10 protein-coding genes and 1 rRNA gene are annotated in these 23,515 nt (G+C 59.3%); 7 read left to right on the plus strand and 4 right to left on the minus strand.

Translation table 11 applies throughout. The features are described from left to right. Positions 1 to 10,989, plus strand: a 10,989-nt coding sequence (locus tag ACP7A2_RS25850) for an immunoglobulin-like domain-containing protein (protein ID WP_426136623.1), incomplete at its 5' end; no start/stop codon positions are given. Positions 10,990 to 11,141: 152 nt separating this feature from the next. After that, positions 11,142 to 11,480: a tryptophan synthase subunit beta gene (locus ACP7A2_RS25855; RefSeq protein ID WP_078740052.1), complete on the plus strand. Its 339-nt coding sequence runs from the start codon at positions 11,142 to 11,144 to the stop codon at positions 11,478 to 11,480. A gap of 125 nt (positions 11,481 to 11,605) precedes the next feature. Here the strand turns inward: ACP7A2_RS25855 and lapD are convergent, their stop codons facing one another. Then, complete coding sequence (gene lapD / locus ACP7A2_RS25860) at positions 11,606 to 13,552, minus strand: cyclic di-GMP receptor LapD (protein ID WP_426136624.1); 1,947 nt, start codon at positions 13,550 to 13,552, stop codon at positions 11,606 to 11,608. A 14-nt stretch (positions 13,553 to 13,566) separates the two neighbouring features. After that, the gene (gene lapG, locus ACP7A2_RS25865) at positions 13,567 to 14,259 is read right to left on the minus strand and encodes a cysteine protease LapG (protein WP_348061718.1); all 693 of its coding nucleotides are present in this window, start codon (positions 14,257 to 14,259) and stop codon (positions 13,567 to 13,569) included. Between the two features lie 249 nt (positions 14,260 to 14,508). Between lapG and ACP7A2_RS25870 the strand changes: the two genes are divergently transcribed. The 5 genes from ACP7A2_RS25870 to ACP7A2_RS25890 all read left to right on the plus strand — a co-directional run bounded on the left by ACP7A2_RS25870 (position 14,509) and on the right by ACP7A2_RS25890 (position 21,117). Continuing rightward, positions 14,509 to 15,219, plus strand: coding sequence for a GntR family transcriptional regulator (locus ACP7A2_RS25870; RefSeq protein WP_375071008.1), 711 nt, complete (start codon positions 14,509 to 14,511; stop codon positions 15,217 to 15,219). Between the two features lie 350 nt (positions 15,220 to 15,569). Beyond that, positions 15,570 to 16,328, plus strand: a complete 759-nt coding sequence (locus ACP7A2_RS25875; protein ID WP_426136626.1) for a DUF3050 domain-containing protein — start codon at positions 15,570 to 15,572, stop codon at positions 16,326 to 16,328. Further along, positions 16,325 to 17,272: a diiron oxygenase gene (locus ACP7A2_RS25880; RefSeq protein WP_426136627.1), complete on the plus strand. Its 948-nt coding sequence runs from the start codon at positions 16,325 to 16,327 to the stop codon at positions 17,270 to 17,272. Before ACP7A2_RS25875 ends, ACP7A2_RS25880 begins: the two co-directional genes overlap by 4 nt. After that, a complete protein-coding gene (locus ACP7A2_RS25885) occupies positions 17,269 to 20,640 on the plus strand; it encodes an amino acid adenylation domain-containing protein (RefSeq protein ID WP_426136629.1) in 3,372 nt (1,123 codons plus the stop codon). The genes ACP7A2_RS25880 and ACP7A2_RS25885 overlap by 4 nt, the downstream gene beginning before the upstream one ends. Before the next feature lie 18 nt (positions 20,641 to 20,658). Next, entirely contained in the window at positions 20,659 to 21,117 is a 459-nt protein-coding gene (locus ACP7A2_RS25890; RefSeq protein WP_426136631.1) for an SRPBCC family protein, read from the plus strand. Between the two features lie 37 nt (positions 21,118 to 21,154). On the opposite strand, the gene ACP7A2_RS25895 is transcribed toward ACP7A2_RS25890, so the two are convergent. Beyond that, positions 21,155 to 23,035: a methyl-accepting chemotaxis protein gene (locus tag ACP7A2_RS25895; protein WP_426136632.1), complete on the minus strand. Its 1,881-nt coding sequence runs from the start codon at positions 23,033 to 23,035 to the stop codon at positions 21,155 to 21,157. A 405-nt stretch (positions 23,036 to 23,440) separates the two neighbouring features. After that, positions 23,441 to 23,515 (minus strand): 5S ribosomal RNA (gene rrf / locus ACP7A2_RS25900); the annotation flags it as partial.

Here is a 23,515-nt window from a genome sequence, read left to right on the forward strand (position 1 = left end):
TACAACAATGGCTCGACTGTCAGCACCACCATTACCGCTGCAACTGGCGGCAACTTCGAAAACCTGGTGCCGAGCACGACCCCTGCGGTCACTACGATCACTGATTCGGTCGACACCACCACCGTCACACTGACGGCGGGTGACACGGTGACCGAAGGCGGTCAGATCACCTATACCGCGACCTTGACGAATCCAGCGCAAACGCCGGTGAATGTCACCTTGAGCAATGGCTCGGTGATTACCATAAAGGCCGGCGAATCGACTGGCACCGTCGTCGTTGATACCCCGGCTAACGACGTTTACAACAATGGCTCGACGATCAGCACCACGATTACGGGTGCAACTGGCGGCAACTTCGAAAACCTGGTGCCGAGCACGACCCCTGCGGTCACTACGATTACGGACTCGGTTGATACCACGACCGTTACGCTGACGGCTGGCGACACGGTGACCGAAGGCGGTCAGATCACCTATACCGCGACCTTGACCAATCCAGCGCAAACGCCGGTGAATGTCACCTTGAGCAATGGCTCGGTGATTACCATCAAGGCTGGTGAGTCGGTCGGCACGGTAGTTGTGGATACCCCGGCTAACGATGTTTACAACAATGGCTCGACTGTCAGCACCACCATTACCGCTGCAACTGGCGGCAACTTCGAAAACCTGGTGCCGAGCACTACGCCTGCGGTCACTACGATCACTGATTCGGTCGATACCACCACCGTCACACTGACGGCGGGTGACACGGTGGCCGAAGGCGGTCAGATTACTTATACCGCCACGCTGACCAATCCAGCGCAAACGCCGGTGAATGTCACCTTGAGCAATGGCTCGGTGATTACCATCAAGGCCGGCGAATCGACTGGCACCGTCGTCGTTGATACCCCGGCTAACGACGTTTACAACAATGGCTCGACTGTCAGCACCACGATTACGGGTGCAACCGGCGGTAACTTCGAAAACCTGGTACCGAGCACAACCCCTGCGGTCACTACGATTACGGATTCGGTTGATACCACGACCGTTACGCTGACGGCTGGCGACACGGTGACCGAAGGCGGTCAAATCACTTACACCGCCACGCTGACCAATCCAGCGCAAACGCCGGTGAATGTCACCTTGAGCAACGGCTCGGTGATTACCATCAAGGCGGGTGAGTCGGTCGGCACGGTAGTTGTGGATACCCCGGCTAACGATGTTTACAACAACGGCTCGACTGTCAGCACCACCATTACCGCTGCAACTGGCGGCAACTTCGAAAACCTGGTGCCGAGCACTACGCCTGCGGTCACTACGATCACTGATTCGGTTGATACCACGACCGTCACACTGACGGCTGGCGACACGGTGACCGAAGGCGGTCAGATTACTTACACCGCCACGCTGACCAATCCAGCGCAAACGCCGGTGAATGTCACCTTGAGCAATGGCTCGGTAATCACCATCAAGGCGGGTGAGTCGGTCGGCACGGTAGTTGTGGATACCCCGGCTAACGACGTTTACAACAATGGCTCGACTGTCAGCACCACCATTACCGCTGCAACTGGCGGCAACTTCGAAAACCTGGTGCCGAGCACTACGCCTGCGGTCACTACGATCACTGATTCGATCGACACCACAACTGTAACCCTGACCGCTCCGGCCGAAGCGAACGAGGGTGATCAGATTACGTACACCGCTACGCTGTCCAATAAAGCGGGTACCGACGTCACTCTGAAGCTGGATAACGGCTCGACCATCACCATCAAGGCCGGTGATACCGTCGGCACTGTGACTGTCCCAGCGCCAAGCGATGATGTATTCGTCGACAAGAGCACTCAGACCGTCAAGATCACCGACGCCTCTGGTGGCAACTTCGAGAAGTTGGAAGTTGCTGGCAGCGGCGCAACCACCACGATCAACGACACCATCGACAAGGTCGACGTGGTTCTGACCGCCACTAACTCCGTGGGCGAAGGCGGCAATATCGTCTACACCGCAAGCCTTGTGGATAAAAATGGCGCAGCGGTGACCAACATCACCAATCCGCTGACCGTGACTCTGGACAATGGCCAGACCATTACCATTGGTGTGAACCAGTCCAATGGCAGCATCACCGCTGTAGCACCCAACGATATTTATAAAGGCGATCAAACGGTCACCACCGCTATCAAAGGCGTGACCGGTGGCGAGCACTTTGAAAATCTGGTGCCAAGTACCGCGCCGGTTAACACTGTCGTCACTGATACCCCGAGTACCGATACCACCACGACGGTGACCTTGACAGCTCCGACTGAAGCCAACGAGGGTGGTCAGATCACCTACACCGCTACGCTTTCCAATAAAGCGGGCACTGACGTCACTCTGAAACTCGATAACGGCTCCACCATCACTGTGAAGGCCGGCGACACCGTTGGCACTGTGACTGTCCCAGCGCCAAGCGATGATGTCTTCGTTGATAAGAGCACCCAGACGGTCAAGATTATCGACACCGCTGGCGGTAACTTCGAGAAGTTGGAAGTTGCTGGCAACGGCGCGACCACCACGATCAACGACACCATCGACAAGGTCGACGTCGTCCTGAGCGCCACCAATACCGTGGGTGAAGGCGGCAATATCGTTTACACCGCTTCGCTGGTCGACAAGTCGGGCAATGCGGTGACCAACATCACTAACCCGCTGACCGTCACTTTGGATAACGGCCAGACCATCACCATCGGTGTGAATCAGTCGAGCGGCTCGGTCTCGGTTGTGGCGCCAGATGATGCGTACAAAGGCGACCAGACTGTCATTGCTGCCATCAAAGAAGTAACCGGCGGCGAGCACTTCGAGAACTTGGTTCCAGGCACAGCGCCGGTTAATACCACCGTCACGGATACTCCGGGCACCGCCGACACGACCACCGTCACGCTGACTGCGCCTGCCGCAGTTAATGAAGGCGGTCAGATTACTTACACCGCGACCTTGAGCAACAAGGCAGGTAGCGACGTTACCCTCAAGCTGGATAACGGCTCGACTATCACCGTCAAAGCAGGCGATACGGTAGGCACCGTAACTGTCCCAGCACCAAGTGATGACGTGTTTGTCGACAAGAGCACCCAGACCGTCAAGATCACAGACACCGCTGGCGGCAACTTCGAGAACTTGGTCGTTGCTGGCAACGGCGCGACCACTACGATCAACGACACCATCGACAAGGTCGACGTCGTCCTGAGCGCCACCAATACCGTGGGTGAAGGCGGCAATATCGTTTACACCGCTTCGCTGGTCGACAAGTCGGGCAATGCGGTGACCAACATCACTAACCCGCTGACCGTCACTTTGGATAACGGCCAGACCATTACTATCGGCGTTAATCAGTCGAGCGGCTCGGTCTCGGTTGTGGCGCCAGATGATGCGTACAAAGGCGACCAGACTGTCACTGCTGCCATCAAAGAAGTAACTGGCGGCGAGCACTTTGAAAACCTGGTGCCAGGTACCGCGCCGGTCAACACCACCGTGACCGATACCCCCGGTACAGCCGACACCACGACAGTCACGCTGACCGCACCAAGTGCAGTCAACGAAGGCGGTCAGATCACCTACACCGCGACCTTGAGCAACAAGGCCGGTAGCGACGTTACCCTCAAGCTGGATAACGGCTCGACCATCACCGTGAAGGCTGGCGACACCGTTGGCACTGTGACTGTCCCAGCACCAAGTGATGACGTGTTCGTCGACAAGAGCACCCAGACCGTCAAAATCACTGACGCCTCTGGCGGCAACTTCGAGAACTTGGTCGTTGCTGGCAACGGCGCAACTACCACGATCAACGACACCATCGACAAGGTTGATGTAGTCCTGACCGCCACCAACACCGTGGGCGAAGGCGGCAACATCGTTTACACCGCCAGCCTTGTGGATAAAAACGGCGCGGCAGTGACTAACACCACCAACCCGCTGACCGTGACGCTGGACAATGGTCAGACCATCACCATCGGTGTGAACCAGTCCAGCGGCACTGCTACCGCCGTCGCACCAAACGATGTCTACAAAGGCGATCAAACCGTCACCACCGCCATCAAAGGCGTCACTGGCGGCGAGCACTTTGAAAACCTGGTTCCAGGTACGGCGCCGGTCAACACCACCGTGACCGATACCCCCGGCACAGCCGACACCACGACGGTCACGCTGACCGCGCCAAGCGCCGTCAACGAAGGTGGTCAGATTACCTACACCGCTACGCTTTCCAATAAAGCGGGCACTGACGTCACTCTGAAACTCGATAACGGCTCGACCATCACCGTGAAGGCTGGCGACACCGTCGGCACCGTGACAGTCCCAGCGCCAAGCGATGACGTGTTTGTCGACAAGAGCACTCAGACCGTCAAGATTACCGACACCGCTGGCGGCAACTTCGAGAACCTGGTCGTTGCAGGCAACGGCGCGACCACCACGATCAATGACACTATCGATAAGGTCGATGTAGTCCTGACCGCCACAAACACCGTGGGTGAAGGCGGCAACATCGTTTACACCGCCAGCCTTGTGGATAAAGACGGCGCGCCGGTGACTAACACCATCAACCCGCTGAGCGTCACCCTGGACAATGGCCAGACCATCACCATCGGTGTGAACCAGTCCAGCGGCACTGCTACCGCCGTCGCACCAAACGATGTCTACAAAGGCGATCAAACCGTCACCACCGCCATCAAAGGCGTCACTGGCGGCGAGCACTTTGAAAACCTGGTGCCAGGTACGGCGCCGGTCAACACCACCGTGACCGATACCCCCGGCACAGCCGACACCACGACAGTCACGCTGACCGCACCAAGCGCCGTCAACGAAGGTGGCCAGATTACTTACACCGCGACCTTGAGCAACAAGGCAGGTAGCGACGTTACCCTCAAGTTGGATAACGGCTCGACCATCACCGTCAAAGCAGGCGACACCGTCGGCACCGTGACAGTCCCGGCACCAAGCGATGACGTGTTTGTCGACAAGAGCACCCAGATCGTCAAGATCACAGACACCGCTGGCGGCAACTTCGAGAACTTGGTCGTTGCTGGCAACGGCGCAACCACCACGATCAACGACACCATCGACAAGGTCGACGTGGTCCTGACCGCCACAAACACCGTGGGTGAAGGCGGCAACATCGTTTACACCGCCAGCCTTGTGGATAAAAACGGCGCGCCGGTGACTAACACCACCAACCCGCTGAGCGTCACCCTGGACAATGGCCAGACCATCACCATCGGTGTGAACCAGTCCAGCGGCACTGCTACCGCCGTCGCACCAAACGATGTCTATAAAGGCGATCAAACCGTCACCACCGCCATCAAAGGCGTCACTGGCGGGGAGCACTTTGAAAACCTGGTGCCAGGTACTGCGCCGGTCAACACCACCGTGACCGATACCCCCGGCACAGCCGACACCACGACAGTCACGCTGACCGCACCAAGCGCCGTCAACGAAGGTGGTCAGATTACTTACACCGCTACGCTTTCCAATAAAGCGGGCACCGACGTCACTCTGAAACTCGATAACGGCTCGACCATCACCGTCAAAGCAGGCGACACCGTTGGCACTGTGACTGTCCCAGCACCAAGCGATGACGTGTTCGTCGACAAGAGCACCCAGACCGTCAAAATCACTGACACCGCTGGCGGCAACTTCGAAAGCTTGGTCGTTGCAGGCAACGGCGCAACTACCACGATCAACGACACCATCGACAAGGTCGACGTGGTCCTGACCGCCACCAACACCGTGGGCGAAGGCGGCAACATCGTTTACACCGCGTCGCTGGTCGACAAGTCGGGCAATGCAGTCACCAACATCACCAGCCCGCTGACCGTCACCCTGGATAACGGCAAAACCATCACCATCGGTGTGAACCAGTCCAGCGGCACTGCCACCGCTGTCGCACCAAACGATGTCTACAAAGGCGATCAAACCGTCACCACCGCCATCAAAGGCGTCACTGGCGGCGAGCACTTTGAAAACCTGGTGCCAGGTACTGCGCCAGTTAGCACCACTGTGACTGACACACCGGGCAGCGCTGATACCACTACCGTCACGCTGACCGCACCAAGCGCCGTCAACGAAGGTGGTCAGATTACTTACACCGCTACGCTTTCCAATAAAGCGGGCACTGACGTCACTCTGAAACTCGACAATGGCTCGACCATCACCGTCAAAGCAGGCGACACCGTCGGCACCGTGACAGTCCCGGCGCCAAGCGATGACGTGTTCGTCGACAAGAGCACCCAGACCGTCAAAATCACTGACACCGCTGGCGGCAACTTCGAAAACTTGGTAGTTGCTGGCAACGGCGCAACCACCACGATCAACGACACCATCGACAAGGTCGACGTGGTCCTGACCGCCAGCAACACCGTGGGCGAAGGCGGCAACATCGTTTACACCGCGTCGCTGGTCGACAAGTCGGGCAATGCAGTCACCAACATCACCAGCCCGCTGACCGTCACCCTGGATAACGGCAAAACCATCACCATCGGTGTGAACCAGTCCAGCGGCACCGTCACCGCCGTCGCACCAAACGACGTCTACAAAGGCGATCAAACCGTTACCACCGCTATCACTAACGTGACCGGCGGCGCACATTTCGAAAATCTGGTACCCGGCAAGACGCCGGTGACGACCACGGTGACTGATACACCGGGCTCTACCGATCTCACCAGTGTCACGCTGACTGCCCCGACGGCCGTCAACGAAGGCGGCACCATCACTTACACCGCCACCTTGAGCAACAAGGCCGGCAGCGACATGGTGGTTACGCTGGATAACGGCTCGAGCATCACCATCAAGCAAGGCACCACCGTTGGCACGGTAACCGTCAATGCGCCGGGCGATGATGTGTTCATCGACAAAAGCACCCAAACCGTCAAGATCACTGGCACCACCGGCGGTAACTTCGAAGGCGTGACCGTCACTCCGGGCGGCGCGACCACCGTGGTTAACGACACCATCGATGATGTGACCGTGTCGCTCAAGGCCAACGGCTCCGTCAGCGAAGGCGGCCAGATTACCTACACCGCGTCGCTGGTCGACAAGAACGGCAATGCGGTGACCAACGTCGGTTCCGACCTGGTGGTGAAGCTGGATAACGGCTCGACCATTACCATCGGCGCCGGCAAGTCCAGCAGCACCGCCACCGTCACTGCACCTAACGATGCGTACATCGGCGCCAGCGATGTGACTACCAAGATCGCCAGCGTGGTCAGCGGTGGCGACAAATACGAACACCTGATCGTCGACGGCAGCACCGTGACCACCAAGGTGACGGATGTGGTGAGCAACACCACCATCAGCATTACCGGCGACACGTCGGTGACTGAGGGCGGCACGGCGAACTACACCCTGACCTTGAGCAACCCGGCGCAAACCGATGTGACCGTGACACTCAAGTACAGCGGCACCGCCACCGACGGTTCGGACTTCACGGGCGTGTACACCGTGAAGATCCCGGCCGGCGCCAGCAGTGTGCCGTTCACGATTGGCACGATCGACGACAAGATCACCGAGCCGACCGAAACCATCGTCATCACCATCGACAAAACTACCGGCGGTAACTTCGAGAACCTGGTGGTGGGTAACGGCAGCGTCAGCACCAATATCATCGACAACGATGCGCCGCCGGTCATCGACCTGGACGCCAATAACTCCAGCGGCGCTACCGGTGCCGACTATAAGACGTCGTTCACCGAAGGCGGCACTGGCGTGTCGATTGCTGATACCGACATCAAGATTACCGATGCGGACAGCACCAAACTGACCGGCGCCACTGTCGTCCTGACCAACCTCCAGCAGGGTGACGCGCTGAACTTCACCAGCGTGACCGGCATTACTGTCAAACCGGTCACAGACCTTGCCACTGGCAAGATCACCTTGACCCTGTCCGGCGCGGCGACGCTGGCTGACTACATGCAGCAGATCAAGAACATCACGTTCTCCAACAACAGCCACGACCCGAGCACCACGCCTCGCACCATTACCGTGACCGTGACCGATGGCGGCAACTACTCCAACGTCGCCACCGCCACGGTCAACGTAGTGGCGGTCAACGATGCACCGGTCGCCACCGGCAGCGCCGTGACCGGCAACGAAGACACGCCGCTGGCGCTGACCTGGGCCAACTTCGGCGTGACTGATGTGGACTCGCCACAAAGCAGCCTCGGTGTGAAAATCACCGACCTGCCGGTGGCCGGCAAGCTGCAGTTCCTGGCAGCCGATGGCACCACCTGGACCAACGTAACCGCGGGCCAAACCTTCACCAAAACCCAGATCGATGCCGGCCAGCTGCGCTTTACGCCGAACACCAACGAATCCGGCACCAACGGTTATGGCGGCAGCGGCATTGGCAACAACCAGGCGGATTACGCGCAGTTCAAGTTCCAGCCTACTGACGGCAAGGACCTGGGCACCAGCGCCACGGTGAAAGTCGATATCACCCCGGTGGCCGACGCGCCGAGCCTGAATGTGGCCGATAACAGCGTCAACTCGATCGGCTTGCTCAAGCAAAGCTGGAACAGCGTTGCCGGCATCGGCACCAACGGTAACGGCGCGGCACCGGCCGACCTGAAAAACGCCATTGATAACGCAGGCACGCCGAACAGCAGCGCCATCGTGACCAATGTGGAGTCCACTGCGAACGTCAACGCCGGTGCCGGCTCGAAGATCTCCGGCCTGATGTACATGGAAGCCGGCAAGAGCTACACCTTCAGCGGTGTCGCGGATGACAGCCTGGTGATCAACATCGGCGGCAAGGATGTGGCCAGCGGCTTGTGGGGCACCAACAGCGGCAAGTTTAGCGGTTCGATCACCCCGACCGTGAGCGGCTACTACAGCATCGAGATTTACCACGCCAACCAGTCGGGCCCGGGCAGCTATGACGTCAACCTGTCGGTCAACGGCGCTGCCGCCCAGGACCTGAGCACCGCTGGCGTGCCGCTGTACACCGGCATCACTGACCTGACCAACGCCGGCGTGACCGTGTCCGACCTGCATGGCAGCAACGGTGACGGTTACTACGTGGGCTACAAGCTCAACGAAGGCGCGGAAAACGGTACCGTCAAACTGTCCAAGGTCACCACCGCACTGACCGACACCGACGGTTCGGAAACCCTGAGCGTGAAGATCGGCGGCGTACCTGCGGGCTCCGTGCTGACCGATGCCTCCGGCCATACCTTCACCGCGACCAAAGCCGTGGGCGAAGTCAACGTGACCGGCTGGGACCTGAGCACCCTGACCATCAAGCCGCCGACCTACTACAGCGGCCAGTTCAACCTGACGGTCACCTCGACCTCCACCGAGAACCTCGGCGGCTCGGCCGTCACCACCGCGCAGTTGCCGGTCACCGTCTACCCGGCGACCTACAACGCCGTGACCGGTACCTCGGGCAGCGACGCGATCACCGGCACCGACGGCAACGACATTGTCATCGCCGACATCGGCGGCCTGAACGTGGTGCAGGGCAAGAACTACAACATCGCGTTCATGGTGGACAGCTCGGGCAGTATGACCACCGCGTCGATCAACGCGGCGAAGGCTTCGCTGACCTCGGTGTTCAACTCGCTCAAAGACAGCCTGGGCGCCAACACCTCGGGTACGGTGAATATCTTCCTGGCAGACTTCGATACCCAGGTGAACAAGTCGGTTGCGATCAACCTCAACGATTCAAACGCCCTGACGCTGCTCAAGGCGGTTCTGGATTCGATGGCGTCGGGCGGCGGTACCAACTACGAAGACGTGTTCAAGACCACGGCCAACTTCTTCCAGAGCAGCCTGGCCACTGGCAACACGGGCGCCACCAACCTGACCTACTTCATCACCGACGGCCAGCCGACGTTCTACCAGAGCGGCGAGCAAACCAACCCGACGCTGTACAGCAACGTGAAGTTTGACGATGTGGTGACCACGTCCAACTACACACCGGGTAACTCGGTTGCCAAGTATCTGGATAACACTCACTACTTCAGCATCGACACGTCGGGAGCGGCTGCACTGCAGACGTGGAATGGCTATCAGTGGGTGTACAAGAGCCTGGGTACGGTACACGCCCAGGGCGACGGCACCTTCGAGTTGTCCAACCTGAGCGGTACGGGCAACAGCACTGACTCGGCGACCCTGAGCAACGCCAAAAGCGCGTTCGCGCTGCTGGGCGGGTTGTCGCAAGTGGAAGCCATCGGCATCAACGGTGACGTCAGCCTCAGCGACCTCAAGCCGTACGACAGCGATGGCAAGCCGCAAACCAACATCGACCCGCAGGACTTGGCCAACGCCATCCTCGGCCACACCGAAGCGACGCTGCCAGGCGCCGACACCGTCAACGGTGGCGACGGCAACGACATCATCTTCGGCGACCTGGTGAGCTTCAGTGGCGTTACCGGTGAGGGTTACAACGCGTTGCAGGCGTTTGTTGCACAGAAGACCGGTGTGGCCGTCACGGCCGTAACCGCCTCTAACGTGCACCAGTACGTGACCGAGCACTACGCTGACTTCGACGTGTCTGGCGCCAAAGACGGCAACGACACGCTGCTGGGCGGTTCGGGCGATGACATCCTGTTCGGCCAGGGCGGCAACGACTACCTGGATGGCGGCAAAGGCAATGACATCCTGCTGGGCGGCACCGGTAACGACACCTTGATCGGTGGGCCGGGCAACGACATCCTGATCGGCGGTGCGGGTGCCGACACCTTCATCTGGAAAGCGGGTGACATCGGTAACGATGTGATCAAAGACTTCAAGGCGTCGGAAGGTGACCGCATCGATCTTAAGGATCTGTTGAAAGGTGAGACGGACAGCACCATCGACAACTACCTGAAGATCACCACGGTAGACGGCGTGTCGACCCTGCAAGTGAGCAGTGAAGGCAAGCTCAACGCCGCCGGTGGCCTGGCCAACGCCGATGTGACGATCAAGCTGGAAGGCAACGATTGGTCGCACACCAGCATCAACTCGCTGATCAGCGGCGCCGACCCGACCATCAAGATCGATCACACCGCCTAAGACGCGATTAACCGGCCGCCCCCAGGGGCGGCCGATTTATTTGCGCCACAGGTTGCTGGCCCTGGCGCCGGGTTGCATCGCATACTCGCGCCTATAAACACACCGTTGACCTATGCTGGTGATGGCGTGTGGCTTATTTTCGAGGGGTTCTTATGTTTTACGTGCAACGTGATGCACAGGGCGCACTGAGTCGCGTGGAGGCTGCGGCCTTTGCCGAATCAACGGAAACGCTGCCGGCCGATCACCATGAGATTCAGGCCTGGTACGCCAACGAGGTAGTGGAAACCAGCCTGGCGCAGCTCAAGCAGAGTGACCTGGAGATGATCCGGGTACTGGACGACTTGATCCAGGTGCTGACCCGCAAGGGTTTGATCAGCGTGACGGACTTGCCGCCAGCGGCCCAGGCCAAGCTGATGGACCGTACCCACGCGCGGGAAGCGTTGGGCGGGTTGAGCCACTTGATCAATGATGAAGAGACTGGGTTGATCTGATCTCAATTTAACGGTGGGAGCGGGCTTGCCCGCGATGAGGGAGTGTCAGTCACCGAATGAGTGAGCTGATACACCGCTATCGCGGGCAAGCCCGCTCCCACATTTTTTTGTGCCGCGTCAGTGAGTTATTTCCACGGCGCAGGCTCACCAAACAGCTGGCCCTGTACGCCGAATATCCCCATCTCGCGAATCACTTTCAGCTCGCCTTCGGTCTCCACGCGCTCGGCAATCAACGGCAGGTCGATGCTGTGCGCCGCGCGCTGGATTGCTTCGATAAACAGGCGCTTGTCGCTTTCCTGATCGATGGCGCGGATGTAGCTGCCGTCGATCTTCAGGTACGCCAGGCCCAGGCGCGCCAGGTTGCCGATCATGCTGAAGCGCCCACCAAAACGCTGGAGGCTGAGGGAGAAGCCCAGCTCGCGCAGGCGATGGGTCAAGGCTTCCAGCAACGCCTGTTCGGGCAATTGTTCTTCGCCAATTTCCAGGGTCAGGCGTGGGCCGAGATTGCTGTGTTGACGCAGCAACTCAACAATCTTGTTCAGCGCCTGCGGGTCTTGCAGGGTCGCGGCCGAGAGGTTCAGTGCCAGGCTATGGCTGTGGCTGGCCATCTGTTCAAGCACTTGCTCGAGCATCAGGCGGTCCAGGCGGGCCGTCCAGCCGAAGCGGTCCAGCCATGGCAGGAAGCGCCCGGCCGGAATGGTGTGGCCGTCTTCGTCCTGCAAGCGCGACAACACTTTGTAATGCAACACCACCTGCGGGTCCTGGCTGGCAACCACGGGCTGGAAGTACAGCTGGAAACGCTGCTGGGTCAGGGCCTGGTCGAGCAAGGTATGCCAGGCGTGATGATCATCACCAACGCTGGCGGAGGCGCTGTGGTCCAGGCACACCCAGCTGCTCTCGCCCTGCCCTTCAGCCTGCGCCAGCGCCTGGTCAGCCAGGGTCAGCAAGGCCTGAGGCGCGTCACCATGGTTGAACGGCGCCAGCCCGATATATGCGACCGGTGTGACGTCACTGGCACCGGTGGCCTGCAGGCTGAGCAAGGTGCTTTCGAGGTTCTGCGCCAATTGCAGCGCCTCTTCGCGCACCAGCCCCGGCGCCAGCACCGCGAACTCACCGCCGCGAATACGGGTGACGAGGTTATGGGTTTCCGGGTACGGCTCACACTGGCGCAGCAGTTGCTGGCCGACCGCTTGCAGCAGCTGGTCGGTGCGCTGGCCGCCCAAGCGTTGGTTGAGGCCAGCCAGGTCTTTCACGCGAAGCAACAACAGGTAGCCTGAGTTGGTCTCTTCGGGGTTGCTGACCCGCGCGTTGAGTTGCATCTCGAAGTAGCGGCGATTGGCCAAGCCGGTGAGGTTGTCCTGATAGGACTCGGTGCGCAGTTTTTCACTGCGCTCGGCCTGTTCCTGAAACAGCGCCTTGAGCTTTTCGACCATCTGGTTCATGGCCTGTACCACGCGACGCAGTTCCGGCGTGCGCGGCAGGTCGGGCAAGCTGAGGAATTCCCGGCGGGCAATGGCGTGGGACTGCTTGACCATGTAGTCCAGCGGTTTCAATTGCCGACGCAACAGCAAGGCGCCCAGCACCGCACTCACCGCGCCGCACAGCAGCAACCAGCCAAGGCTGCCCAGGGCGCTCTGCCAGAGTTTGGCCAGGGCGAACATGGGATGGCTGATCACTTCCACGCGCGCCGCCTGTTCCCAGCCGCGATTGACCAGCGCATCGCCGCCAGCCGGCTCCAGGCCGATCAGCTTGACGAACCAGTCGGGCACACCGTTGCTGTCGGGAATGCCGCTGCGCTCGACGATGGTTTTGTCAGTGGCCAGGTCGACCACGCGAATGCTCGCGTAGTAGCCGCTGTCGAAGATCGAGCTGACGAGTAATTCCACCATCGCCGGGTCGTCGATATTCGGCGTCAGCGACAGCGCCAGCGCGGTCGCCGCATCTTGTGCGTGGGAACGCAGCTGGTTGACGTATTGCGTGCGCGAGCTTTCGAGGCTGACCATAAAGCTGCCGCTGAAGGCGACCACCAGAAACAGACAGATTGCGATCAATAGTTGTTTGAACAGAGACATCCGAACAGTTACTCCTAGTTGGCAGGCTCGGCCGGGAAGCCTTCCGCACGCATTTTTCTCAACACATCCTGCCAGCGCGACAAGCGTTTGGTGTCACCGACTTTCTTGTTGCCCGTGGCGCCGGGCAAGTACAAACCCTCGGCGTTGAAGGAGTACACCGGCACCAGGTCGGTACGGCGGGTTGCCGGCAGAATTTCATCCATCAAGCTGTCGAGCACCAGCGGGATCGCTTCGGGGGTGGAATAGTACGTCAGGACCATGTGCGCGCGATTCTGGCGCAAGGCCTTGACGTAAGTAATGCGCAATTTGTCGCTGGAGACGCCCAGGTGACGCAAACTGAAATACTTTGCGATCGCGTAGTCCTCACAGTCACCGGCCCCCTTCCACAACGCTTCGATGGGTGTCTCCCAATAGTCGACCACGTGCCAAAGGTCGATGTCTTCCACATAGGTCATTTGTTTGTTGAAAAACAGGTTCACGACCTTGAGTTGTTCTTGCTCGCTGACCTGCTTTTGGGTGGCCAGCAGGCGCTGCCAGTCATCAATGCGTCGCTGCCCTTCGCCCAGCGGCCCGTACAAGGCCGTGGCCTTGCGGCTGATCTGGGAGAAATCCCAATCGGCATGCAGCCCGCCAGGCATCAAGCCGGCCAACAGAATCGCTGAAAGTAGCCAGCTCAGGAGTCGAGAGGGAATAAAACTTACCGCCAAGGCGTTCAGTCCGTGAAGAGAGACGGAAATTCAGGGGATGGTGCAGCGTCGATAGACAAAAAACAATGGCACAGTGCAATCATTCATAAGGGTCGAAGTTTATAACCGACCTCTGTGGGATGCATAAAGATCGCCTTGTAAGCCCTCACAAACAGAAACTTAGGGCGTTTGACAAGCGTGTGGCCCCTCTCTAGTGTGCATTGGATCCAATTAAACACACTCCATTCAAGAAAGGAGGATAGCGTAACCGTGACGCAGAAGCCGAACCCATTAAGCAGCATCAAAATCAGCGGGCCTATTCCCGCTCACCTTGCTCGCGCTGTCATTGAAGAAACGTTGCGCAATGCCATTCTTGATGGCCGCTTGCCCTGCGGTACCGCGATGCGCCAGCAAGAACTGGCCAGCCTGTTTGGCGTCAGTCGCATGCCGGTGCGCGAAGCGTTGCGCCAGCTGGAAGCTCAATCGTTGCTGCATGTGGTGACTCACAAAGGCGCCGTGGTTGCGCCGTTGATCGAAGACAACTCCGCCGAAACCTACGGCCTGCGCATGCTGCTGGAATCCGAAGCATTGCGCCTGTCGATTCCGTTTCTCACCGACGCGGACATTGCCGAGGCTGACGCTCTCATCAATGCCCTGGAGCGGGAGCGTGACTACAGCGAAATTGGTCGCCTCAACCGCCTGTTCCACATGGCCCTGTATGGCAAGGCGCCCAATCAGCGGTTGCTCAAGCTGGTGGAACACGGCTTGAACGAGGAGGAGCGCTTTTTGCGGTTCAACCTTGAGGCGATGGGGTTGGGCGAGACGTCCCAGGAAGATCACCGTGAACTGCTCAGCCTGGTGGCACAGAAGAAGGTCGAGGAAAGCATCCTGACATTGCGTAACCACCTGATGCGTGGAATGGAGGTGATCACCACTTACCTGAATGGGCTGGAAGCCGCTGACAAAAAAGCGGAACACTGAGTTTTCTCCACGCCCCAAACGGTGCGGGCCCCTTTTCCAAGGGCCCCACGTTATTTCGACTGGCCTGTTTAACCCCGTTTTATATAAGCCTGCTTACATCCAGGAAGTTTCCTACCTTTATATTCGCAACTTACTTACAACAAATGCCTTCTCGAAAATATATCTAATACATTCACACGCTCATCAAAGCGTTTAATCAGATTAGTATCGTCCACCCATAAGAACCAACACTTCGTCCGGCAGCGCCTGTCCATGTCCGGTTAGCGCTGCGCGTGTGGCGTGGACAATCTTCAATGACTTAACCCTTTTACTGGTTTCCGAGCAGTTGCAACAACTTATAGGCATCAACCATGCATCAACACTTACTTGAACAAAAGAAACTGCAGTTGTGCAGCCATCCGTTATTTATAGAAATAACTTCAATTACCAAGTTACAACTTTTCATGGAGCACCATGTGTTTGCTGTTTGGGACTTTATGAGCCTGACCAAACGCCTGCAGCGGGATCTAACCTGCACCCAACTGCCTTGGCTGCCACCCGCCGACCCGCATGCTGCGCGCCTGATCAATGAAATCGTGCTTGGCGAAGAATCGGATGAGCACCCCACAAGGGGCCATTGCAGCCATTTCGAACTGTATCTGGAAGCAATGGCCGAGATAGGCGCCGACACTCGCCCCATCCAGCGCTTTATTGAGCTGCAGCGCGAGGGTGTCGAAGCCAGCCTGGCCTTGAAAATCGCCGATGTGTTGCCGGGCGCGGCGCGCTTTGTCGACAGCACCTTGCAGGTCGCGCTGAATGCCGACACCCACTGCGTCGCCGCGGCCTTCCTGCATGGCCGCGAGAGCGTCATTGCGTCGATGTTCGAACGCATTTTGCACGGCAACGCGTGCATTGCCCTTAAGGCGCCGACCTTGTGCCATTACCTGCGCCGCCACATCGAGCTGGACACTCAGGAGCATGGGCCGGGCGCCGAGCAGTTGCTGAGACGCCTGATCGGCGCAGACTCGATTCGCCAGCGCCAGGCCAATGAAGCGGCCCTCGCGACCGTACACAGCCGTATCCGCTTCTGGGACGATGTACGCGCCTCGCTGCAAGAGGTGCAACCGTGAACGCCGCAGACTACCGCTCCTTTGCCGACGACTGGGAACGCCGTGCGACCATTCGCACTCGCCCACGGCGCGTGCTCGAAAACGATGACCGGTTGATCTTCCCCGTGTGCCGCCAACCTCTGGTGCTGAGCGCGACCTTTGTCGAACACTGCTCGCCGTCGCGTGATTTCGTGCTGGTGCAAAGCTTCTACAAATTCCTGCATGACGTGGTGATCTTCGAAACCGAGATCGTCGACAAGACCGCCCGCCGCATTGCCAAGAACCGTTTCTGCCTGCCCTTCCCACTGGCCTGTCGTTATGACGCGATGACCGTGGTGGTGGATGAGGATTACCACGCGCTGGTGGCCTTGGACTTCCTCCAACAAACCGTGGCGATGACGGGCATACAACCGCTGGACTTGCCTGGGCAAATCGAACTCAGCCGCGCCCTGCCGGCGGCTCAGGCTCTGGCCCCGACACACCTGCGCGATGCCGTGGAGTTGATTGCCGTGGCCATCGCCGAAAACACCGTCACCCATGACGTCGCGGCGTTTTCCAAGGACGACAGCGTCAAGGCATCCATTCGCGGCTTGATGGCCGATCACCTGTTTGATGAAGGGCGCCACGCGCAATTCTGGACGAACCTGGTGCGCATCTACTGGCAGGCGGCGTGCCCGGCCGACCGCGACAGCATCGCTGAAGTGCTGCCGACTTTTTTAAGGCACTACCTGACCAACGACCTACAGAAAACCTTCGATCTGCACCTGATTGAACAGCTTGGCGTGAGCGCCGCTATTCGCGATGCATTAAAGGCCGACGTCGCGGCGCTGGATTTTCCCATCACCCGCCAGCATCCGCTGCTGGGCAACATCATGGGTTTTTTGCACCACAGCGGTTTGCTGCAGACACCCAGCGTCGCCCGAGCCCTGGACGCCTATCTACCCGAATCGCGGAGGCCGACATGAGGCGACTGACGATTGGGTGGAGCGGCACCAGCCATGCCCTTGAAGCAATCAGGCAAGCGTTGGCCGCGTATGGGCACATCAGCGCAAACGAAGCACTCGACCTGCTCATTGAAGACGGCAGCCAAGCGCTGTCCGCACCTCACGGCCAAGCCCAACGGTTAAGCCTGCGCGTGGCAATCGGGCCCATGTCCGAATACGGGCTACCTTCCTTGCAGTTGCGCTGCTACGACCGTGACCATCGCGTACTGGCGGTGCAAGACCTTGCCGAGGAGCCCAGCGGCAACGGTCAGCACCTGTGCCGAGGGGCAACGCGTGTGTTGGTGGAGTGGGTGGCCATGCTGGTCAGCGGCTTCTCACGAGACGCCAACGCCTTCACCGCCGAGGCCACCGCGAACGCTTGGCCGGAGCAAGGTTTGCAGGGGCTGGATGCACTGGCGTATCTGCATCGGTTCAACCACACCGCGCAGCCCGCCCTGTTACAGGCTGCCCAGGTTCCTGTCATCGAACGGCTACAGGCCAGCCTTCAGACCTTCGCTGGACGGCCGGCGTTGAACATTGCGGGACGCGTAGTCACTTACCGTCAGTTGCAGGTTCGAGCCCAGTCTATCGGGATGCGTCTGCGGCCTTTGCTGGAGAGCATTGAGGCGCCGCCGGTGGTCGGCGTGTGCCTGGAAAAATCCATTGATTTGTACGCCAGCATTCTCGCCGTGCTGGGGTGCGGCGCGGTGTACTTGCCGCTGGCGCCGGATCACCCGCCACAGCGCCAGCGAACCCTGATGGCAAGCATCGGCGCCAGCGTGTTGCTGGATGATGGGCGGCACCCTTTGCGCGACCAGTTCGTTACGCTGAATGTCGGCGCTGTGGAGCCCGAGAACACGGATACGCCGTTGATGCAGCATCGCCCTGAAAGCGACGCCCCGTGCCTGGCGCTGTTCACCTCAGGCACCACGGGCGAGCCCAAAGGCGTTCTGCTCAGCCAGGGCAATCTGGCTCATTTCGCAGCGTGGGCCGGCGACTGCATGGCGCTGAACGAACAGAGCCGCGTGCTGCAATTTTCGCCAGTGAGTTTCGACTCGTCACTGATCGATATCTTCCCTGCGCTGATCGCCGGTGCCGAGTTGATCGTCCCCAGCGAAGACCAGCGCCGCGACCCTCGGCAACTGGTCGAGCTGATTCGCCAACGGCGTGTGAGCCATGCGTTTTTGCCGCCGGCACTGCTCAGTATCCTGCCACTGGATCAGCCTTTGGGCCTGGCTCACCTGCTGACCGGCGGGGACGCCTGTGAGCCGTATGTGATCGAGCGATTGGCGGGCGAGTGCCAACTGCACAACCTATACGGGCCTACCGAAACGACGGTGCTGATCACCCACCGAACGGTGCAGCGGGGTGACAGTAATCGCAACGTGGGCCGTCCCATTGCCAACAGCCAGGTGTTGATCCTCGACGACGACATGCAACCGGTGGATGAACAGGTGATGGGCGATCTGTACATCGTCGGCCCCGGTGTCAGCCTGGGGTATGTGAACGCGCCGCAGCCGTTTGATAATCCTTTCGTTGAGCTGATGCTGCCGGGCGGCCAGCGGGTGCAGGCTTATCGCAGCGGGGACCTGGCGAGGTGGACGCCGGACGGCATCGAGTTGGGCGGCCGACGGGATGAACAGGTGAAGATCCGAGGCTTTCGAGTCGAGCCCCAGGAAATCGAGAAGTGCCTGCGCAGCAGTCGTTTATTTCGCCAGGTGGCCGTGGTGGTCGATGATGATCGCCGGGTTCTGAGCTTTGTCGCCCAGCCCGAACCGGGCGCCACGCTTGCAGGTTTGCAGGTGCACGCCCAACAGTGGTTGCCCACTTACATGCACCCGCAGGGCTGGACCGAGCTGCCCTGTATGCCGCTTACCCACAACGGCAAGGTCGACCGCCGGGCCTTGCTGGCGATACCCGCGCGCGCCACGCCCGGCATCGCCTCCAGCGCTGCGCTGACGCCGTTACAGACGCAAGTGGTGAGGCTGTGGGGCGAGTTGCTGGGGCTGCCGGACGTGGACCTTGGCATCGATGACAGTTTTTTCAATTTGGGGGGCCACTCCATTCTGCTGTCGACCTTGTTGTTGCGTGTGCGCGAGCAATTTGGGCGCAGCCTGCCCTTGAGCCGTTTTTTCGAGGTGCCGACGATTCGTACGCTCTGCGTGCTGATGGAAGACGGTGCCCTGCCCGACATGCCGTCAGCCCGAATGGAGCACGACGCAACGCAGCCGCTGAATCTCGACATGCTGCATGAGGCCCGCGCTGGCGACCCGGGCAGAGTGATTGTCACCGGCGCCAACAGCTTTGTGGGAGTGCACATCGTCGAGGCTCTCCTGGCCGGCGGCGCGCAGCAAGTGACGTGCCTGGTGCGCGAACGGCCGGGGCACTCAGCGATGGCGCGGTTTACCCAGGCGTTACAGGAATATCGCCTGGAGTATCTGGACCTCAGCCGCGTGCAGGTTTACGCCGCCGACATCAGCTTGCCGCGGCTGGGTCTCACCTGCGATGTGTATGACCACCTCGCTCGCAGCCACGGTGTGTTGGTGCACAACGCAGCGCGGGTCAACCATGTAATGGATTACGCCTCCCTCGCCAGGGACAACGTCGAGCCGGTGCTTGAGTGCCTGCGTTTGTGTGAAACCCATTGCAAGAAAGTCTTCAATTTCATCTCGACACTGTCGGCCTGCAGCCGCATCGATGCCGGGGGAAATATTCTTGAAGCATCCGCTGCGGCCACGCTGCCGCTGTATATCAGGAATGGGTACAACCTCTCCAAGTGGGTCGCCGAGCGGCTGCTGGGACGGGCGATCGAACGAGGCGCCTGGGTCAATATCCATCGCCCCGGAAATATCACGTTCGATAGCCGCAGCGGTGTCTGCCAGCCGCACAACAACCGCCTGATGTTGATGCTCAAGGGCTCGTTGCAACTGGGCCAGGTGCCGCGTCTGGCAGTGAATTTCGACCTGATGCCGGTGGATTTTTTTGCACGCTTTATTGGCTTTCACTGTGGCCAATTTGCGGTCGGTCGAAACGTCTTCAACCTGCACAACCCGCAGCCTTTGAGCTGGGAACACTACCTCGATGCATTCAGCCATGCCGGCCACCGCTTCGAGCGGGTCAGCGTTGCACATTGGCAAAAGGCACTGCGAACGGTAGGTGGCGATAACGCGCTGTTTGGCGTGCTCGGCTTCTATCTCGATGACCTCACAGAAGACATCAGCGACACCTCCATGATCTGTCACGACAACGCGCGGGCTGGCGTGGAAGCAATGGGCGAGCAGTACCCGCAAAAGAGCCCGGCGTTGTTGCGCAGGGGCTGCGACCACCTCAAAGCCATTGGCTTTCTCTGACCCGCTTCAGGACACCTTATGAAAGAGCTGCAACCCGATACATTAATCCGCAACCCGCGCGGCACGCCGGTGGTGGCGTCTGTGGAAGTCGCGTGCGAGGCAGCCCGCCTGTGGCGTGTGGTAGGCCATTTCGCAGGCTTCGATGCTTTCATTCCCGCCCTGTCCCACATCGAAATGACCGGCACGGGCGTAGGCGCGTTGCGCACGAAATTTTTTCACGATGGGCACTGCGTGGTGGAGCAGCTCAACAGCCGGGACGACGAAGCCATGTGCATGACATGGACAACGCTCTACAACACGCTGAGTATCGCTCGGCTGTGGGCCGCAATGAACGTGCAAGCACTTGGCGCGGGGCGCTCGCGGGTGACCTGGACCCTTATCGGCGAACCGGTCGATTCAACCCAGGCAGAGTTTGAACGGTTTGCACAGGCCTTCATCGACAGTGCACTGGAGAATGTGCGCCAGATGTTCGGCTGATCAGCAGGAGCGAGGGGCCTCGCTCCTGCATCCCGGATCAGATTTTGAAGCTGTCGACCAATTGCTTCAGTCGGCTGGCTTGCTGGGACAGCGCATCACAGTCTTTGAGTGTTTCGTTAAGGTTAACCACACCTTGCTGGTTCAGCAGGTTGATCTGGTTGATGTCGACATTGAGGGTTTCAACCACTGCGGTTTGTTCCTCAGTGGCGGCAGCGACCGACTGGTTCATGCCGTCGATCTCGACGATACGCTGCGTCACGCTGACCAGTCGCTCACCGGCCTGGTTGGCGACTTCAACGCTTTGCTCACTGGAGGCCTGGCTGGCGTTCATGGTGGTCACGGCTTCACGTGAACCCACTTGCAACGAGGTGATCATTTTGTGGATTTCTTCAGCCGATTCCTGGGTACGGTGAGCCAGGTTACGCACCTCATCGGCGACCACGGCAAAGCCACGTCCAGCTTCCCCGGCACGCGCAGCTTCGATCGCTGCGTTAAGTGCCAACAGGTTGGTTTGCTGGGAGATGCCTTTGATCACATCGAGGATGTGGCCGATGTTGTCGGTACTCGCGTTGAGGGTTTCGATCTGCGTGCATGACAAGCTGATTTTCTGCGACAACTCCGACATCGCCAGGATGGTTTGCTCCACCACCTTGCGCCCATCGTCTGCTTGCTCACTGGCACCACTGGCGTGCTGCGATGCATCAGCGGCATTGCGCGCGATTTCCTGAGTCGCAGCACCCAACTCGTTGATCGCCGCAGCCACGCTGTTGGTGCGCGCACTTTGCTCGTCCGAGCCGATGATCGAGGCATTAGAGGATGCCATGACGCGCTGGGAGAGGTCGTGCACCTGGCGAGTCGCCGAAGACACCTCGGAAATGGAGGCGTGGATGCGTTCAACGAACTGGTTGAAAGCACTGCCTACTTCGCCGAACTCATCTTTGCTGGTCACGTCCAGGCGGCGGGTCAAATCACCTTCGCCCTGGGCAATATCCTGCATGGCCACACCCATCGCGTTCAGCGGGCGCAGTAATACTTGAATCAGCAGGCTCAAGAGCACTGCAATTGCCACGACTGCGATCAGCATGGCGATCAACGCAGAAGTTCGGAATTTGCCGAGCTGTGCGTAGGCCTTGTCTTTGTCGATCGACAGACCGATGTACCAGTCTGCACCCGGCAAACCGCTGACCGGGGTGAACGACAGGATACGGTCCTTACCATTGAGGACGACGTCCTGGCTGACCTTCTCGATACGAACATTGGCGCCTGGGTAGATGTCCTTGAGGTTTTTCATCACCTGGTCCTCATCAGGACTGACGATAACCTGCCCGTCCGCGCTGACCAGAAACGCATGGCCGATGCCGCCGAAATCCACTGCGTTGATGATCTTTACCAGGGTTTGCAAGCTCAAGTCGCCACCGACTACACCCAGCAATTCGCCATTCTTTTTAACCGGCAGGGCGATGGTTACGATCTGCCCACCCACGGCCGCCATGTACGGCGGAGTGAGCATGGTTTTATCGGCGGCTACAGCTTGTTTATACCAAGGCCGCTGGCGCGGATCGTAATCGGCCGGCATCTTGGCGTCAGGGCGCTGGGTGAACACGCCATTGGTTTGCCCGACATAAGTGAACTGAAAGTTCGACGTGAGGGCCGGTTGATCGACTAACCCCGGCAAGTCCGCGCTGCTGCCTTGATGAGCCATGTTTTGCGCCAGGCTTTCAAGGACCAGAATGCGGCCACTGAGCCAGTTCTGCACGCTGCTGGCGGTCAGTTCACCGGACTGCTGAACAGACGACTCGATGTTTTGCTTGATGGTGCTGCGCTGCAGGTAGTCGTTGTAGAGCGTGAATAACGCGAAGGCTAAAACCACGACGCCTGACGCGGCCAACAGAATTTTATGACTGAACTTGAGATTCATTTCATCGACTTCTTTTGCCAAAGGGGGGTGAGCGTGCCGAGTGGAACATTCCATGTAACGCGATAGGCGAACTTTCAGCCGCTCTATTTCAGTGCACGCAAGGCTCATCAGGCTTTCGGCCGAACTTCGACAAAACTTAGGAATTTGTGAGATGCGTCCTCTTTTTACGTAGGAAACCGATCGGCGGCACTGCCGATGCGGCGGACCTGGCGCAAGGCGGAGAGCGATCGCTTGAAATCTGGGTGCCTGGTGCTTTCCTGCACTCCATTGCCCGTGGGTGGGCTGATCGATGGGGCAATTGAACGCGCGTACCTCATGGGAACGCGTAGAGCGCTTTTATATTACACAGGCTCCTAAACGACAAAACCCCTGTCTGCGCTAGCAGACAGGGGTTTCGGAATTCAATCTTGACGATGACCTACTCTCACATGGGGAAACCCCACACTACCATCGGCGATGCATCGTTTCACTACTGAGTTC

The organism is Pseudomonas sp. PWP3-1b2, from assembly GCF_049896045.1.
Taxonomy (GTDB): Bacteria; Pseudomonadota; Gammaproteobacteria; order Pseudomonadales; family Pseudomonadaceae; genus Aquipseudomonas; species Aquipseudomonas antarctica_B.